Source organism: Oerskovia turbata (genome assembly GCF_000718325.1).
GTDB classification, from domain to species: domain Bacteria; phylum Actinomycetota; class Actinomycetes; order Actinomycetales; family Cellulomonadaceae; genus Oerskovia; species Oerskovia turbata.
Genome location: NZ_JOFV01000002.1, coordinates 203,269 through 219,900 on the forward strand (window position 1 = coordinate 203,269; position 16,632 = coordinate 219,900).

14 protein-coding genes are annotated in these 16,632 nt (G+C 69.3%); 2 read left to right on the forward strand and 12 right to left on the reverse strand.

Going from position 1 to position 16,632, the window contains the following annotated elements; all coding sequences use genetic code 11:
- Window positions 1–93: 93 nt before the first annotated feature.
- A complete protein-coding gene (locus tag IE95_RS0102420; RefSeq protein ID WP_036570549.1) occupies window positions 94–423 on the reverse strand; it encodes a WhiB family transcriptional regulator in 330 nt (109 codons plus the stop codon).
- A 150-nt stretch (window positions 424–573) separates the two neighbouring features.
- Here IE95_RS0102420 and IE95_RS0102425 point away from each other — a divergent pair, with 150 nt between their 5' ends.
- Window positions 574–1,362 (forward strand): TIGR03089 family protein, encoded by a 789-nt coding sequence (locus IE95_RS0102425; RefSeq protein WP_030150037.1) that lies wholly within the window; start codon window positions 574–576, stop codon window positions 1,360–1,362.
- A 66-nt stretch (window positions 1,363–1,428) separates the two neighbouring features.
- Here the strand turns inward: IE95_RS0102425 and IE95_RS0102430 are convergent, their stop codons facing one another.
- The 9 genes from IE95_RS0102430 to IE95_RS0102470 form a co-directional block, all read right to left on the reverse strand.
- Complete coding sequence (locus tag IE95_RS0102430) at window positions 1,429–2,151, reverse strand: ABC transporter ATP-binding protein (protein ID WP_030150038.1); 723 nt, start codon at window positions 2,149–2,151, stop codon at window positions 1,429–1,431.
- On the reverse strand, window positions 2,151–3,020 hold the full coding sequence (locus tag IE95_RS0102435; RefSeq protein ID WP_030150039.1) for an ABC transporter permease: 870 nt from the start codon (window positions 3,018–3,020) through the stop codon (window positions 2,151–2,153). Before IE95_RS0102435 ends, IE95_RS0102430 begins: the two co-directional genes overlap by 1 nt.
- A complete protein-coding gene (locus IE95_RS0102440; RefSeq protein ID WP_030150040.1) occupies window positions 3,017–4,984 on the reverse strand; it encodes a glycosyltransferase in 1,968 nt (655 codons plus the stop codon). Before IE95_RS0102440 ends, IE95_RS0102435 begins: the two co-directional genes overlap by 4 nt.
- Window positions 4,981–6,168: a UDP-galactopyranose mutase gene (glf, locus tag IE95_RS0102445; protein ID WP_030150041.1), complete on the reverse strand. Its 1,188-nt coding sequence runs from the start codon at window positions 6,166–6,168 to the stop codon at window positions 4,981–4,983. The genes IE95_RS0102440 and glf overlap by 4 nt, the downstream gene beginning before the upstream one ends.
- Window positions 6,169–6,281: 113 nt before the next feature.
- Window positions 6,282–8,276, reverse strand: a complete 1,995-nt coding sequence (locus tag IE95_RS0102450; protein WP_030150042.1) for a DUF6541 family protein — start codon at window positions 8,274–8,276, stop codon at window positions 6,282–6,284.
- Between the two features lie 92 nt (window positions 8,277–8,368).
- On the reverse strand, window positions 8,369–9,217 hold the full coding sequence (locus IE95_RS20805; RefSeq protein ID WP_240666277.1) for a glycosyltransferase: 849 nt from the start codon (window positions 9,215–9,217) through the stop codon (window positions 8,369–8,371).
- A 6-nt stretch (window positions 9,218–9,223) separates the two neighbouring features.
- Window positions 9,224–10,213 (reverse strand): glycosyltransferase, encoded by a 990-nt coding sequence (locus tag IE95_RS20810; RefSeq protein ID WP_030150044.1) that lies wholly within the window; start codon window positions 10,211–10,213, stop codon window positions 9,224–9,226.
- A complete protein-coding gene (locus tag IE95_RS0102465) occupies window positions 10,210–11,511 on the reverse strand; it encodes a nucleotide sugar dehydrogenase (protein WP_030150045.1) in 1,302 nt (433 codons plus the stop codon). Before IE95_RS0102465 ends, IE95_RS20810 begins: the two co-directional genes overlap by 4 nt.
- 94 nt (window positions 11,512–11,605) lie before the next feature.
- Complete coding sequence (locus IE95_RS0102470) at window positions 11,606–12,691, reverse strand: glycosyltransferase (protein ID WP_051702608.1); 1,086 nt, start codon at window positions 12,689–12,691, stop codon at window positions 11,606–11,608.
- A gap of 122 nt (window positions 12,692–12,813) precedes the next feature.
- Between IE95_RS0102470 and IE95_RS0102475 the strand changes: the two genes are divergently transcribed.
- The gene (locus IE95_RS0102475) at window positions 12,814–13,992 is read left to right on the forward strand and encodes an acyltransferase family protein (protein ID WP_051702609.1); all 1,179 of its coding nucleotides are present in this window, start codon (window positions 12,814–12,816) and stop codon (window positions 13,990–13,992) included.
- A gap of 179 nt (window positions 13,993–14,171) precedes the next feature.
- On the opposite strand, the gene IE95_RS0102480 is transcribed toward IE95_RS0102475, so the two are convergent.
- Complete coding sequence (locus IE95_RS0102480) at window positions 14,172–15,206, reverse strand: glycosyltransferase (RefSeq protein WP_129429427.1); 1,035 nt, start codon at window positions 15,204–15,206, stop codon at window positions 14,172–14,174.
- A 134-nt stretch (window positions 15,207–15,340) separates the two neighbouring features.
- Entirely contained in the window at window positions 15,341–16,591 is a 1,251-nt protein-coding gene (locus tag IE95_RS0102485) for a glycosyltransferase family protein (RefSeq protein WP_030150049.1), read from the reverse strand.
- Between the last annotated feature and the right edge of the window lie 41 nt (window positions 16,592–16,632).

Genomic DNA, 16,632 nt, shown 5'->3' on the forward strand with positions numbered 1-16,632 from the left:
CCCGCGCTCGCTGCAGATCGTGGGACCTCGACACGGCAGGTCGTCTACCCGAGCGACAGTTCGCCCGCTCCCGACCCGAGAGCCGGAGCGACCTCAGACCACCCGGCGCTTGAGCTTGCGACGCTCACGCTCGGAGAGCCCGCCCCAGATGCCGAAACGCTCGTCGTGCTCGAGCGCGTACTCGAGGCACTCGGCCCGCACCTCGCAGCCCGTGCAGACCTTCTTGGCCTCGCGGGTCGATCCCCCCTTCTCGGGGAAGAACGCCTCAGGGTCGGTCTGAGCGCACAGAGCGCGCTCCTGCCACCCCATCAGCCCGTCGTCCACGACCTCGCCGAAGAGCGGCAGCACCGGAGCCACCGTCTCCACAGGCTGACCTGCGTCCGAGGGAAATGCCCCCAGATCATCGCCCAGCACGTTCCACATGTTGCGCCCCTTCATGCCGTTATTTGAAAACTGCATTGGAGAAATTACACGCGTGTCATCCGCGTCCGTCAAGCCGAAATGTGGTATCCAGACGATTCCGTGGGTGAAATCACGGACACCGAGAGTGTTGACGGGCCCTACCCTGAGCAGATGACAGAGTCCTCCACCACCCCTATGCACATCGCCGACCTGCAGTCGATCCTCACTCGCGATCCCGGGCGGCCACGCGTGACCTGGTACGGGGACGACGACGAACGCGTCGAGCTGTCGGGGGCCGTCCTGCACAACTGGATCAACAAGACCGTGAACCTGCTCGTCGAAGAACTCGATGCAGCACCCGGGGTCCGCGTTCTCCTCGACCTCCCCCCGCACTGGCGCGCCATCGTCTGGGCGCTCGCCACCTGGCGGACAGGAGCCACGCTCGTGCTGCCGCCGGCCACGGAAGGGAGCGCCGCCGTCGGGCCGGAGGACGTTCGTGGCATCGCCGACGCAGACGTCGTGGTGACCTCCCGCCCCGCCGCCTGGGCGGGCACGAGCGCCCAGCTCGTCGCCGTACCGCTCCCCGCCCTCGCGCGCCGGTTCGACGGCGACCTGCCGCCCGGGACGATCGACGCCGGCTCGGCCGTCATGACCTACGGCGACCAGATCGGCTGGGTCGAGGAGATCGACCCGACCGCGGTCGCGATCGAGCAGGACGACGAGCCCGCGGTCCGGCACGCCGACCTCGTCGTGTGGGCCACCGGCACTCAGCCGGCGTCAGGAGGCAACCGCCGCGTCATGCTCGAACCGACCACGCCACGCGACGTGGTTCGTCGCACCCTCGACCTGCTCACCCACGACGGTTCGGTGGTCCTGCTCTCGTCCGCGACCTCGGCACGCCTCACACAGGATCCTGGTGCCCAGGAACGACTGCGGCAGAGCGAACGTCTCACCGCCTGACGCACGGCGGTCGGGGGCACGCGGTGCCGCGTGCCCCCGACCGACCGACCGGGTCGGGAGACGGAGCTAGGAAGCCCGCATCTTGTCCACAAGCACCCTGGTGTCGCCGTCAGCCACGACGACCCCCTTCTCGAGCAGGATCCCTCGGTCGCACAGGTCGGCGACCATGTCGAGATCGTGACTCACGATGACGAGCGTCCGCCCCTCGTCCCGCAGCTCACGGACACGGTCCAGGCACTTGCGCTGAAACGGCTCGTCGCCGACGGCCAGGACCTCGTCGATGAGGAACACCTCGGGGTCCGAGTGGACCGCGACCGAGAAAGCCAGACGGATGAACATCCCCGAGGAGTAGAACTTCACCTCGGTGTCGATGAACTTCTCGATCTCGCTGAAAGCCACGATCTCGTCGAACCTCGCCTCGACCTGTGCCTGGCTGAGGCCGAGGATCGCCGCGTTGAGGTAGACGTTCTCACGCCCCGTCAGGTCAGGGTGGAAACCCGCACCGACCTCGATGAGGCCCGCGACCCTGCCCCGCGTCCCGATCGACCCCGAGTCGGGACGGAGCACCCCCGAGATCAGCTTCAAGAGGGTGGACTTCCCCGACCCGTTGAAGCCGAGGAGCGCGACCGTCTCTCCCTCCTGGACGTCGAACGACACGTCGTCGAGCGCGAGGAACGTGTCCGACAGGTCCTTCCCTCGCACCGCGGCCACCATCAGCTCCTTGAGCGAACGGTTGTGGCGGAGGGTGAAGCGCTTCTGCAGGTTCTTGACCTCGATGGACGTCGTCATCACAGCTCCTGGGCGAAGCGCCCCTCGAGGCGCCGGAAGACGGTCTGGCCGATCAGCACGGTGCCGAGCGAGACCAGGACGGCGATACCTGCGAACATCCACATGTCAGGTGGCATGAGGATCGGGGGCGACGCTGCCGCCCCGGCCGTGGCGGGGAACCAGAAGCAGTAGTGGAACAGCTCGACGGCAGCAGTCAACGGATTGAGCTGGTAGAGCGTGAAGAGCCAGCCCGGCAGGACGTCCGCCACCATCTCCCACTGGTAGAGCACGGGCGAGGCCCAGGTGGCGACCATCGCGATCAGGTCGACGAAGTTCTCGGCGTCCCGGAAGAACACGTTCACGGCGCCGAAGAGCAGCCCCAGCCCGAGCGAGAGCAGCGCCACGATCACGAACCCCACGACACCCGCCGCGAGCTCGACGATCCCCGGGCGCCAACCAGCGATCAAGGTCCCCACGAGCAGGACGATGAGCTGCGGGAAGAAGTGCACCGCGGAGACCCACAGCGAAGCCATCGGGAACAGTTCGCGCGGGAGGTAGATCTTCCGGACGAGCGGCGCGTTCCAGACCACCGACCGCGTCGCGTTGCCGAACCCCTCGCTGAAGAAGTTGATGACAACGATTCCTGAGAACAGGTAGATCGCGTAGTCCTCGATCCTCCCGCTGAGCTGCATGAAGATGCCCAGCGCGACGAAGTAGACCAGGAACTGGACGGCCGGCTTGACGTACGACCACGCCATCCCGAGGACAGACCCTCGGTAGCGCACCCTGAGCTCCTTGCGGACGATGAGCCTCAGCAGGTACCGACGGCGGAAGACGTCGAGCAGTCCGTGGCCGTACCCGGGGGTCGTCAGAGGAACCGCAGGGTTCACGACTCGTCCTGCTGGGTGCTGTCGAAGGTACGCTTCCAGGCCTCCTGACCGACGAGGTCGTCGAGCGCCGACCTGTAGGTGGAGGACAGGGTGCTCCACTCGCGCAGCATCTTCTCGTGGAGCGCGATGCTCCGACCGAGCAGCTCCTTGAAGACGGCAGGGTCACGCTTGTACCAGGCCGCACCAGAGCCGTCCGACGTCGAGACCACAGCCGAGTCGTACTGCGACAGCAGCCACCACCGGGCGTCCATGGCCGCGATCTCGGCCTGAGGATGCTCCTTGCTCATCGGGTTCGCGGGACGGACCGCCTTCGCCAGTCCCAGACCCGCCATGACCAGAGCCGTCACACGATTCTCCGGGAGCACCGCGTCACGCCCCCTCTTGGCGCTCTGAGACCGCAACGCAGGAAATGCCCCCGGGTCGCGCTCGACGCGCGAGTCGTCGAAGCTCGCGCGGGTCGCGCGGATCTCCGCCAGCTTGGTCGCGAGCGTGGCATGCAGGTGCTCCGGACCCGTGAACAGGTCCTCGAGCGCCTGAAGACGGAGCTCGGCCACGGAGTACTGCGCCGCCAGCAGGTGCTTGAGCTGGTGGTACATGCTCTCGCGGACCATACGACCGCCTCGCTCGAACGGCGAGTAGAGCAGCGCGGCCAGAACCCTGTTGCGCTGGTGGTAGTAGGCCTGCCAGTCGAGGCTGTCGTCCTTGTCCGTCCACGGCACGTGCCAGACGGCGGCGCCGGGCAGCGTGACGGTCGGCACCCCGGCCGCTCGAGCGCGCAGCCCGTACTCGGCGTCGTCCCACTTGATGAACACCGGCAACGACAGACCGACCTTGCGCAGGACGGACGTCGGGATGAGCGTCATCCACCAACCGTTGTAGTCCACGTCGATCCGCCGGTGCAGCTTCGGCGACGTGCGCAGCGCCGCCTCGTTGAGGTGGTGCCCTTCCGACCCTGCGATCGCAGGACCCCACCAGAAGCGCCACGGATCGATCCGCTCACCCATCGAGTGGAGGAAGGCGCGGTCGTACATCGAGAACATGTGCCCGCCGACGATCGTCGGCTTCCGGGCGAAGTCCGCGAACGTCACCGCCCGGAGGATGCCCTCCGGCTCGGTCCGGACGTCGTCGTCCGAGAGGAGCACGTAGTCGCTCTCGTCGGCGTCGAGGACCTCGCTCATGCCCCGCGAGAAGCCACCGGATCCCCCCAGGTTCGCCTGGCGGATGATCCGCAGACGTCCGTCGAGACCGCGCTCGGCCTTCTCGAACCCGGGAAGATCAGTCACGTGCTGCGTACCCTGGTCCACGACCAGGACGCGATCGAGGACGTTCAGCAGCGCGTCGTCGGTCGCGACCTGCTCGAGCAGCTGCAGGATGTCGTCGGGCCTGTTGAGCGTCGTGACCGAGATGCTCACGCTTCCCGTCGGGCGCTCGATCGGGGACTCCCACTGGGCCGACGAGAGCGTCGCCCCCGCAGCATCCCCGTCCGCGACGACGTCGAACCAGTACCACCCGCCGTCGGCGAAGTTGGCGAGCGACAGCTCGAAGGTGAACTCGTCCCTCGTCTGGCTCGAGAACGCCCGCGAGGCGACGCGGTAGATGTTCCCCCGCGCGTTGGACCGGTAGACGAAGACCGACCCGGCCCCCTCGACCACGAGGCGCAGGGTGACCTCGTCGACAACGGTCCACCGGCGCCAGTAGCTCGCGGGGAACGCGTTGAAGTAGGTGCCGAACGAGGTGCGCTCCCCGGGCTTGACGCGGAAGGAGCGACGCGAGAGGACCTGTGCGATGTCCTGCCGCTCGGCCGGACCGCTGTGGGAGATGCGCTCCTTGTCGTCCGACCCGATGCTGACCACGGGCTGCCCCTGCGGCCCCTCGACGTACAGCGGCAGGATGTCCTGGTCGCCCTTCAACGGCAGGACGACGCGCTGGAGAACGCGAGGCTCACCCGATCCGGAGATGCTCATGCGTCCACCCCGCCGCTCTGGAGAGCTCCCTGGCCACCGAAGTGGGGAGCCAGCTTGTTGTCGACCATCGAGAGGGCTCCACCGATCGCCATGTGCATGTCGAGATACTTGTACGTGCCCAGACGCCCACCGAAGAGCACGTCCTTCTCCCCCGCCGCCAGGTCGCGGTAGGCCAGGAGCTTCTCGCGGTCCACGCTCGTGTTGACCGGGTAGTAGGGCTCGTCGGACTTCTCGGCGAAGCGCGAGAACTCGCGCATGACGACCGTCCGGTCCGTCGGGTAGTCCCGCTCCGGGTGGAAGTGCCGGAACTCGTGGATCCGGGTGTACGGGACGTCGGCGTCCGCGTAGTTCATGACCGAGGTCCCCTGGAAGTCGCCGGTCGGGAGCACCTCCTGCTCGAAGTCGAGCGTGCGCCAGGACAGCGAGCCCTCGGCATAGTCGAAGTAGCGGTCCACAGGGCCCGTGTACACGACCGGGACGTTCCCGACGACGTTCTTCTTGTTGACCGGCTGTGACTCGTCGAAGAAGTCGACGCCCAGCCGCACCTCGATGTTCTTGTGGTCGGCCATCCGCTCGATCCACGCCGTGTAGCCGTCGACCGGCAGACCCTCGTGCGTGTCGTTGAAGTAGCGGTTGTCGTACGTGTAGCGCACGGGCAGGCGCGAGATGATGCTCGCGGGAAGCTCGGTCGGGTCCGTCTGCCACTGCTTGGCCGTGTAGTCACGGATGAAGGCCTCGTAGAGCGGGCGACCGATCAGCGAGACCCCCTGCTCGTCGAGGTTCGTCGGCTTCTTGCCGCCAAGCTCCGCGGAGAGCTCCTTGACCAGGTCACGAGCGGCGTCCGGGCCGTAGGCCGAACGGAAGAACTGGTTGATGGTCCCGAGGTTGATGGGCATCGGGAACACCTCGCCGCGGTGGGTCGTGTAGACCCGGTGCACGTAGCTCGTGAACGCGGTGAACCGGTTCACGTACTCCCAGACGCGCTCGTTCGACGTGTGGAAGAGGTGCGCGCCGTAGCGGTGGACCTCGATCCCCGTCGTCGGCTCGGCCTCGCTGTAGGCGTTCCCTCCGATGTGGTCCCGGCGGTCGATGACGAGCACCTTGCGCCCGTGCTCCTCCGCCAGTCGTTCTGCCACGGTCAGGCCGAAGAAGCCCGATCCAACCACCACAAGATCCGCGTCCACACATACTCCTCGTTAGCGAAATAGCCGATTCAGCCTAGCGCGGCGCGGATGGCCTCCCGGCCTGGGGGACCCTCCCTGCGACATCGCCACACAACGTTCACAACAGGTCGGGATCACGAGCACGCCGTGATCCGGAGGAGCTCCGCGTCCCCCTCGGAGGCGACGACCTCGGCCACCCCCGACTCGACGAGTCCTTCGAGGCCGGGGTAGCGAGCATCACGCCCCGCAGGGTCCCCTCCCCACAGCGAAGGCCCCATCCTCAGCACGTACCCGAGGTCGAGCGCCCGCACCGCGTCGCAGACCTCGGGGTCCTCCCCGGCCTCGTCGAGACGTTCGGCGACGACCAGCCGCGGGACGTCGAAGACGACGTTGAGGTGCGGGAAGACCGCCTCACGGTCCGCCAGGGCCCACGTGAGAGCACTACCGTCCCATGGGTTCCCCGCGATGGCGACCCCTTCCGGCACCACGTCGCCGATCCGCCCGAGGAGCCTCTCCTCGGCGGCGGACAGCAGACCGCTCGACGTCTCCGCGTGGGGGTCGAGCCGGTACGTCGTCGCGAGCCAGTAGTCGACGTCTCGGGTCGGGGCCATCCGGCCCACGACGAGGACACCCACCGCAGCGACCAGCAGGGAGACGGTCAGGACCAGGACGCCCGAGGGTCGCCACGCGGGCTTCAGCCGACGGAACAGCCACCGGGCCAGGAGGACGAGCGAGAACGCGCCGTAGGCAGCGAGGGGAACCGCGAGAAGCGGAAGAAGGGCCGCCAGCCGTGGCGCGTCCCCGTACCAGTAGCCGGTCAGCTCGGCGCGGCTGGCCGACGAACCAGCGCGTGCGACCACGTACAGGGCCAGGAGCACGAGGTATCCGAACGGGACCCAGCGCAGCGAGCGGTGCCTCAGCATCGCGACGGCGCCGATGGCCACCAGGGCGGCGAACACCCACGAAGGGGCCAGCACGGGGTCGATCGACGAGAACGACAGTGCCGACTTCAACGCCGGCAGGAGATCCATCGTGACCGGCCAGTCGACCTTCGACCGCATGCCGGCGATCACCGGCGACCAGCCGAGCACCACGTACCCGGCGGCCGCAGCCGCCACCGCCAGGAGCCACACGGCCACCCGACGTCCGATCCCGACGCCGCGGAACCGCGCCCTCCGCGAGTACACGACGAGGGCGTGGAACATCAACGGCACGAGGACGAACATCAGTGCGAAGACGGCACTCGTCTGCGCCAGCGCCAGTGTTCCCCACCCCACCAGACCGAGCAGGAGCGCGACGAGCCGGGGCCGCCAGCCTCGCGCGTCCACCGCCAGCACGAACATCGCCAGGACCCCCGGCAGCAGGGCATGGCTCAGAAGCGTCGGGTACAGGATGCCGAACGAGAGAAGACGCACCGGGAACTGCGGCAGCGAGATCGCGAACAGCGCAGCGAGGGCGACCGGCAGCGGGCTGGGACCGACCAGGGCGCGCGTGAGCGCAGCGACTCCCACGGGCCACAGGCCGAACGCGAGCAGGGCCGCGAGCACGTTGCTCGCCTGTGCGACGCCCACCCCGGTGAGCTGGACCAGCAGAGCGACCATCCCGTGCCACAGCGCGGGGTAGAACGACGTGGTGACCGCCGGGTTGGTCAACGTCATGTGCAGCGACGAGGCGTCACCGGTCTCGAGGATCATCTGGACCGTGTTGAGGTGGAACGACGTGTCGTAGGTCTGCGCGATGCGCGCCGGGTCGGGGACCGCCGAGACGAACCTCGCGGTACTGACGACCAGGGTCATGAGGAGCGCGGCGCCCGTCGAGATGCCGATCGCCCGTGCGAGCGCACGGGGTGGTCTCGCCGGCATGGGGCGGAGCCTCAGCACCAGCCGCAGGAGCACCGCCAGCACGAACAGGATCCCGGTGCCGCCCGCCACCACCGCGACCGACCAGGACAGCCCCAGCACGGGGGCGAGGACTGCGGAGAGCGAGATCACGGCACCCGACACGGCCGGCGCGATCCCGAAGGCGATCAGCCCCCTGACGTCGAGAGCCCGCACGACGACGAGCCCAGGCACCCAGATGATCAGCAGACCGACGACACAGGCGAAGGTCAGGGGGATCCACGCCGTCACGGACTACACCTCAGGTTCAGCTCGACAGTTTCAACGCCGGATCGCGCGTCGACGTCACGGACCACGGGCGCACACAGCCTAGCCCAGCGTCCTCACATCCCGACGACCACCTTCCGGTACGCCCGGCGCCGGAGGGACTCCGGCACGAGGCGGTAGCCGCCGCGCACCAGGACGTTGCGGACGAGCTGGCCCTTCGACGTGAAACCGATCCGGTGCATCCGGCGCTGCAGCTCGATCTCGCTCCGCAGGACGAGCGCCCCACCGCGCCGCCCGTAGGCCCCGGCACCCACCCGGTAGAGCAGCAGGACCTCCGGGAGGTTGCCGGCCCGGACCCCTGCCGTGATCATGCGTACCCACAACCAGTAGTCCTCGAGCAGCGGGAGGTCCTGGTAGCCACCCGCCGCACGGACCACCGACCGCCGGAAGACGACCGAGGGATGGTTGAACGGCGAGTAGAGGCGCGACGAGCGGTCGATCTCGTGGCCCGACAACGGAGGCGTCCTGACGACGCCCGGCTCGCTCTCGCTCGCGAACTCCTGGATGGCGGACCCGACGATGTCCAGCGAGTGCATCAGCGGGACCTGTCGTTCGAACCGCTGCGGCAGGGCCACGTCGTCCGCGTCCATTCGCGCGACGATCTCATGGGTGCACGCGTCCAACCCTGCCTCGAGCGCGCGCGCCAACCCGACGTTCGTCTCCAGGACCACGCGCCGCACTGGCTGTGCGCTGGTACTCGTCAGCTTGTCGAGGACGTCGCGCAGGTCGGCCCCCACCGGACCGTCCTGGACGATCACCACCTCGTCGGGAGGGAGGGACTGGTCCTCGGTCACCGACCGGAAGGCCCGGTCGAGGAAGTCGGCCCGGTCACCCGCGTAGACGGGCAGCAGGACGGAGAACGGCAGGAGGGCGGGTTCGGTGGCCCCGGTCATGCGCGACGGCACGAGCGATCATTCCCCCCGACGGCGGGGCGACCCCGCCTCGGCGTCGAGGACCTCGTCCGTCGAGATGCCGCTGCCGTCCAGGACCTTGACCGTGGAACGCGGCCCACGCAGCATCCCGTCCCGGATCCCCTTGATCGCGGCACGACGCAGCACGGCGCGCTGACTCGATCCCGCGAACGTCCGCGTCCACCGGCGCAGCGACGACCCTGCGTACAGGACACGCTCCTCCGGGGAGAGCGAGGTCGAACGGGTGAGCATCCAGATCTTGTTGCGCACCTCGAAGTAGAAGCGGTCGCCCGGGTCCGTGTCCGTCGCGCCGAACTTCTGCGTCCGGTGCTCGACGACGCTCGCCGGCACGTACAGCCCGATCCCACGACGCAGGATCCGGCACGAGTACTCGAAGTCGTCGTTCCAGATGAAGTAGTCGGCGATGGGCAGGCCGTGGTAGCGGACCGCACGGGTGTCGATCAGCATCGACACGAACGACGACGAACGCACCGGTACCGCACCCACTGCCGAGGAGTCCGAGATCTCGTCACGCGTCGCGCCGGGGCGCCGACGCGGGGTGTTCATCGGGTGGTCGCGGCCGTCGTGCCACACGACCCTGCTGCCGAGGAGAGCGACAGGCTCCGGATACTCCTCTCGAGCGCGCAGGAGCTCGTCGAGGGCCGACGGCGTGGGGATGGTGTCGTCGTCCATGAGCCAGAGGCACTCGGGGTCGAACTCCGACAGCGCGTGCGCGATGCCCGCGGCGAAGCCCCCGGCGCCTCCGGTGTTCCGGCTGAGCTCGAGCACGGTCGCACCGATCGGGTGCTCCGCGGCGACGACCGCCGAGTCGTCGTCGGACCGGTTGTCGACCACGACGACGCCGGCCAGAGGGTGCGTCTGGGCGTCGAGAGCGTCGAGAGCGTCCTTGAGCAGGTCACGCCGGTTGAACGCGACGACGACGGCGACGACCTTGACGGACGACCGGTCGGGCAGGGGGCCGGAGCTCATGATGCGCCCCCCTGGCCGATCACGACGCGCGGGGTGCCGACCCACCGTGCCGGATCCGTGCACCGACGACCGTCGACCAGCAGCCTGATTCCCGGAAGGCTCTCCGGGCCGAGGTCCCGGTACTCCGCGTGGTCGGCCTGGAGGACCGCGACGTCGACAGGTTCGCCGTAGTGGTAGGCGTCGAGGCCGAGCTTCGCGAGCTCGTCGTCCTCGTACATCGGGTCGTGGACGAGCACGCTCGCCCCCTGCTTGACCAAGGCCTCGACCGTCGGGAAGACGCCAGAGAGCGCCGTCTCCTTCACGCCGCCCCGGTAGGACGCGCCGAGGACCACGACGCGCAGCCCTTCGAGGCTGCCGATCACCTCGGCCGCGCGTGCGACCACGCGCTCGGGCATCGCGGCGTTCACGCTGCGGGCGTCACGCACGATCGAGGCCTCGGGGTCCACCGACAGGTACAGGCGCGGGTACACCGGGATGCAATGGCCACCGACCGCGATCCCCGGCCGATGGATGTGGCTGTAGGGCTGGGAGTTGCACGCCTCGATGACCGCGTAGACGTCGATGCCCTGCCGGTCGGCGAAGAGGGCGAACTGGTTCGCCAGCCCGATGTTGACGTCCCGGTAGGTCGTCTCCGCCAGCTTCGCCAGCTCGGCGGCCTCGGCGCTGCCGAGGTCCCAGACGCCGTTGGGCCGCGGCAGGTCGGGGCGTTCGTCGAACGTCAGCACCGCCTCGTAGAACTCCCGAGCACGCCGCGCCCCCTCGTCGCCGAGCCCACCGATCAGCTTCGGGTAGCGCTTCAGGTCAGCGAAGATCCGGCCGGTCAGCACGCGCTCGGGAGAGAACACGAGGTGGAAGTCCTGCCCCTCGACGAGACCGGACACCTTCTCCAGGAGCGGCTTCCAGCGATTCCGTGTGACGCCGACGGGCAGTGTCGTCTCGTACGAGACGAGGGTCCCCGGCGCGAGGTGCTCCCCGATCGACCGTGTCGCGGCATCCATCCACGCGAAGTCCGGCTGAGCGGTCTCCTCGTCCACGAAGAGCGGTACGACGACCACCACGACGTCAGCACCGGGGATCGCCTGCGCGTAGTCGGTCGTCGCCCGGAGCCTGCCCGACGCCGTGACCGCGGCGAGCTTCTCGCCGAGGTGCGCCTCGCCGGGGAACGGCTCACGGCCCGCGTCGATCTCCGCGACGAGTGCCGGGTTGACGTCGACCCCGACGACGTCGTGACCGCGGTCTGCGAACTGGACCGCCAACGGAAGGCCGATCTTGCCGAGCGCAACGACGGCGATGTGCATCAAGAAACCTCAATCGTGTGGAGGGATCCCACGGGGTGTGCTGACCTCGGAGACAGGACCCAGGATAGTTGGTCAGGACCACCCGTCGGTCGCGTCAGCGACCTGCGGCGACGGACGCCACCATGAACCTCAACGGCGCCTCACGGTGGAGGACGCGACGCAGGTCGCGCGGGACGAGCGTCGCAGGCCGACCGAACCGTCTACGGGCGACGGACCTGTCGAGGAGCGCCTCGACAGGGACCGACGGGTCGAGCACGGCGTCGAGCAGCGAGCGGTCTGCCCGCGCGAGCGGCGCGGCAGCTCGCGGGGCGAGCGCCAGGACCGTACGGCAGACGGAGGCGAGCTCCTCACGCTCCCCCGAGGACCACCGGTCGGGGTCTGGCCGGTTGTGCACGGCACCGAAGACCTGGACGCGCAAGAACTTCGTCCCGTACGCGTTCAGCACCGCCTCGTCCCGCTTCCTGAGGCCGGAGAGCGCGTCCTGCAGGAAGGAGAACTCGTCGGAGACCGGTCGGGCGGCGCCCGTCACTCGTCCCGAGACGTCGGCCATCACGACGTAGGCGGGTCCTCTCGCCAGGACCAGCCGCGCACCGGAGAACCACATGGAGTTGACGTACTCGATGTCCTCACCGACCGCGACCCCCGTCGTGAACCGCAGCGCGCCGAACTTCGCCCGCGACACCAGCCCCAGGGGGGCGCTGCGGTACGCCAGCCGGTCGCGGACGCCGTCGAGCCCCCGGGTGCGACCGAGACGCGTCGGCGGGGTGCGCACCGGACGACCGTCCTCGTGGCGGACGCGCGCGAGCACGACATCAGCGGACTCCCGCTCGGCGAGGGCCAGCCACGCGTCGACGGCCCCAGGCTCGAGGACGTCGTCCGAGCCCATGACCGATGTGAAGGGGGCGGTCGCCAGATCGAGCCCGTGGTTGAAGGGCCCGGCGGGCGAGCGCACCCCGTCGACGAACGGGACGACGCGGACCCGCTCGTCGTCAGCCAGCCCCCCCAGCCTCGACCTGACTGCCTCGACCCCGAGCCCGTGCGCGACGACCGTCACCCGGACGCGTCGGACAGCCCCCTGGAGGACGGACGCGACCGCCCTCTCGATCGGGCGGCGCTCGTCGTGCACCGCGATGACGACATCGACCTGGGGAGTGACGTGAGGAGCGAGGGTCTCGGGCACGCCGCGACGCTACCAGCCCTGCGCCGGGCCGCCGACGTGCCACCTCCACGCGCCCGCGGCGTGCACGCTCCGGGCCACTGGTAGTCTCACCCGCTGTGGACAACTTGGCGAGCCTTGCACGCATGCCGCGCGCGGACTCCCTGACCGGGCTCCGCTGGTGGGCCGCATTCGGGGTGTTCGCCTTCCACATGGAGGTGCTCGCTCCTCTCCCCATCAACTCCTTGCTGCAGTACGGGAACTTCGGGGTGACGTTCTTCTTCGTCCTGTCCGGGTTCGTCCTGACCTGGTCGTGGTCCCCTCGGACGGATGCACCGACCTTCTGGTGGCGCAGGTTCGCGCGGATCTACCCGTCCCACCTCGTCGCTCTCCTGCTCGCCATCCCGGTCTTCTACGCCGTCGCCCCCGATCCGACCGAGTGGTGGGTCAAGCCCCTCGGGCCGGTCCTGGTGCTCTCCTTCCTCCTGCTGCAAGGGTGGTCCCGAGACCCTGCGATCCTCTTCTCCGGCAACCCGGCCGCGTGGACGCTGACCTGTGAAGCCTTCTTCTACGCGATGCACCCCGCGCTGCAGCGCGCTCTGCGCCCGTTCCGCGTGCGTGGGGCCCTCGTGGGCGCGGCAGTGGTCATCGGCGTCGCGCTCTCCTACCGGATCGCCACGGTGTCCTCCCCCGAGGCCTGGTGGGCCGCCGACATGCCCTGGCCGATCGTGCGCATCACCGAGTTCGCGCTCGGGATGTGCCTCGCCTGGGCAGTGCGCCACGGCCTCCGTGTCCGGCTCACGCCCTGGGTCGGCTACGGGATCGTCCTCGGCTTCCTCGGCTGGCTCGCGTACGCGACCCACCTCGTGCCGAACCCCGGCACACTCACCACGTACGCCATCGCGAGCGCGAACGAGCTCGCGACGATCGCCTGTGCGACGGCCATCGTGCTGGTGGCCGGGCGAGACCTTCGCGGTGGCCGCTCGCTGCTGCGTTCCCGCGTCCTGGTGACCCTCGGCGAGTGGTCCTACGCGTTCTACCTCGTGCACGCCACGATCGTGTACTTCCTGCGCGCACAGCTCGGGATCTTCCCCGTCGGCTGGGACAACCTTCTCTGGTACGCGATCACGTTCGTTCCCGCGCTCGGTGCGGCAGCAGCACTCCACCTGCTCGTCGAGAAGCCTGCCGAGCGGCGCATGCGACGGTGGTGGGACGACCGCCGCGCCGCGCGAGAGGATGCGGTCCCGCCGGCCCGTCCCTCCGCGAGCGGCACCGTGTCCGAGGACACGAGCACCGGTGCCACGGCGCCCCGGCCGCACGTCTAGCTGCACTGCCCAGGGATCTAGCACTGGCCCCGGACGTCGTCGACACGGTCGACGGGGACGTAGACCGTGTCGACCCCGGTACGGGCTCGTCCCGTCGCCGAGCAGGCCGTGGGCCGTCCAGGCCCCTGGCCCTGAGCGGCGGTCGCTCCTCTGGTCGACACCGAGCCGGGTCGGACGGTTCAGAGAAAGAGAAAATGGTCCTCGAGCACACGGCGGGACAGGCGACCGTCGTGAACCGCCCGGACGAACGCGGGCCCTCGTGCAGCCTGCGCCCGATAGTGGTCCCGGCGTGCGACGACGTCTCGAAGGACGTCCTCGAGATCTCCGATCGTGCTCTGCACGATCGGCAGCTCCTCACCCGTCTCGGCCTCGACCGCCTCGCGCGCCTCGGGCAGGACGTGGGAGACCACGAGCCGGCCGGCCGCCATCGCCTCGCACGCAGCGACCCCGTAGTCACCGAGGCGGAACTGGTCGAGCACGACGTCGGCGGCCCCGAAGACGGCCGGCATCTCCTCGTGCTTGACCCCGCTCACGCTCCGGTACTCGAGCACGCCCTCGTCGTGCAGACGCTCGAGCATCGGCACGATCTGAGCCGTCCCCTTGACGTGCGGGTTGGACGGCGCGTGCACCACGACCGGGCGGGAGCGCTCGAGCACCGCGGTCTCCTGCACCCAGTCGTCGGGCGCGATCACCACGGGCAGGAGGTGCGCCCGGGGGACGTCGGGCAGCAGGCCCGGCGTCGAGACGAAGACCGGCGCCCCGAGGTCCTCGAGAACCTTCAGGTTGCCGCGGACGATGGTCTCGAGGGACGCCACCGGGACCCACTCGTCGTCGTGGAACGGAGACCACACGTCGGCCGCCGCATGACGCGAAGGAAGCCGTATGTCGGAGCCGTGGCACAGCATGGCGATCTTGAGCCCGCGCGCTTCGAGGGCTTGCGCCTGCGCCAGGACCTCACCCCCGAGAGCGCTGCCGAGGGGACGCATCTCCGCTTCGATCAGCAGGTGCGTGAACCGCTCCACGAGGGCGCGGTACTGCGCGCGCTGCCACCGGCGCGAGTGCGCCGCGATGCGTCCCGGCACGGGGTTGTCCGCCGGATACCCGAAGGGGTTGATCGAGGAGTAGACCATGTTCATCGCCGCCACGTCGGGGTTCTCCTCGACGGCGCGCGCCCAGCGGTACCCCTGACCCGCATAGTTCGCGGGTGCGATCATCAGCCTCACGTCCCGGTCTCCGGGCTCGGGCGGCGGGGGCACGCGTTCACCTCGCACACGTGCCACCGCCACACCGAGAAGGTCCTGGACGGGCATCGGTAGCGAGCGCCACAGGTCTGTGGTCTTCGGGAACGTCATCGTGCGTCCACCCACCTCTCGAGAAGGACGCTCGCGCTGCGACGTCCGTCGTGCACACGATCGACGAAGTCGACCCCTGCGACCGAGACCTCGGCCCGGTACGCCGGATCGGCCGCCAGCTCGCGCAGCCGTTCCTCGACGGTGTCCGGGGTGGCTTCGACGACCGGGAGCTCCAGGCCGGTCTCGCGCAGCACGGTGTCTCGAACCTGCGGCAGGACGTGTCCCACGACGATCCGTCCCGCAGCCATGGCCTCGCACGCGGCGACCCCGTAGGACCCCAGCCGGAACTGGTCGAGGACGACATCGGCCGCGCCGTAGAGGTCGGGCATCTGCGCCGACGGCACGCCGCTGATCTCGCGGTAGTCGACGATCCCCTCCGTGTGCAGCCGCTCGAGTGCAGGACGTATCAGGTGCGTCCCCTTGATCGTCGAGTGCGAGGGGACGTGCGCGACCACGAGCGGTCCGCCAGGGGCCCGCTGAGGGCGCGCCCACCGGCGTGGGTCGACGACGACGGGGCACCATGTCGCGTACGGGACGTCGACGAGAAGGTCGGGGGTCGACACGAACGTCGGACGGTCGAGTCGGTCGAGCAGGGCACGGTTCCTTCGGGCCTCGTTCTCGTAGCGTTCGAGGTACAGGCCCGGGTCGCGGTACGGCGACCACGGCGTCAGGTCGACGTGCGTGCTGGGAAGACGGACATCGGTGCCGTGGCACATGAACGCGGTCACGACCCCTCGCTCCTCGAGCGCCGCGACCTCGGCGGCCACGTCTCGTGAGAAGAGCCGACCGAACAGCGGGCGTTCAGCCTCGAACAAGACGTGCGTGAAGGCACCGACCGCCTCGAGCTCCCGCTGCTGCCACTCGTGGGACCGGTGGTAGACCGCAACGGGCACCTCGGTGTCGGCGGCGAAGGAGAACCCCCCTGGCACCTCGACCGCCATGTTGCGCGCGCCCACGTCGGCTCCCGACGCGTCCAGGGACCGCGCCCACGACCAGCCCTGCGCCGCGTAGTTCGTTGGGCCGATGTACACGCGCCGCGCCGCGGCCGGGGGGGCTGTCGGAGGCGGGACGTCATCCGGCCCGTAGGTGCCCATCGACCGCGCCGCCAGACGGCCCAGCAACCCGTCGGGGTTGTCCGCGACGTGATCGATCGCACGGTTGACCCATCGGGGGAACGACCGGCGAGAACGGATGGCCCACTCGGCCAGCCGTCGGGGTGCACGCAAGGCCCTGCCCAGGATCGTCATACGGTGATCATTCCTTTCGATACTGTCGCGAGGGCGCAGGT

Bases quoted from the DNA above. Each gene is read 5' to 3' on its own strand.
- IE95_RS0102465 (WP_030150045.1), bottom strand. From the start codon at position 11,511: ATGCACATCGCCGTCGTTGCGCTCGGCAAGATCGGCCTTCCGTTGGCG.
- IE95_RS0102485 (WP_030150049.1), bottom strand. From the start codon at position 16,591: ATGACGATCCTGGGCAGGGCCTTGCGTGCACCCCGACGGCTGGCCGAG.
- IE95_RS0102430 (WP_030150038.1), bottom strand. From the start codon at position 2,151: ATGACGACGTCCATCGAGGTCAAGAACCTGCAGAAGCGCTTCACCCTC.
- IE95_RS0102420 (WP_036570549.1), bottom strand. From the start codon at position 423: ATGTGGAACGTGCTGGGCGATGATCTGGGGGCATTTCCCTCGGACGCA.
- IE95_RS20810 (WP_030150044.1), bottom strand. From the start codon at position 10,213: ATGAGCTCCGGCCCCCTGCCCGACCGGTCGTCCGTCAAGGTCGTCGCC.
- IE95_RS0102475 (WP_051702609.1), top strand. From the start codon at position 12,814: ATGCCGCGCGCGGACTCCCTGACCGGGCTCCGCTGGTGGGCCGCATTC.
- IE95_RS0102425 (WP_030150037.1), top strand. From the start codon at position 574: ATGACAGAGTCCTCCACCACCCCTATGCACATCGCCGACCTGCAGTCG.
- IE95_RS0102480 (WP_129429427.1), bottom strand. From the start codon at position 15,206: ATGATCGCACCCGCGAACTATGCGGGTCAGGGGTACCGCTGGGCGCGC.
- IE95_RS0102440 (WP_030150040.1), bottom strand. From the start codon at position 4,984: ATGAGCATCTCCGGATCGGGTGAGCCTCGCGTTCTCCAGCGCGTCGTC.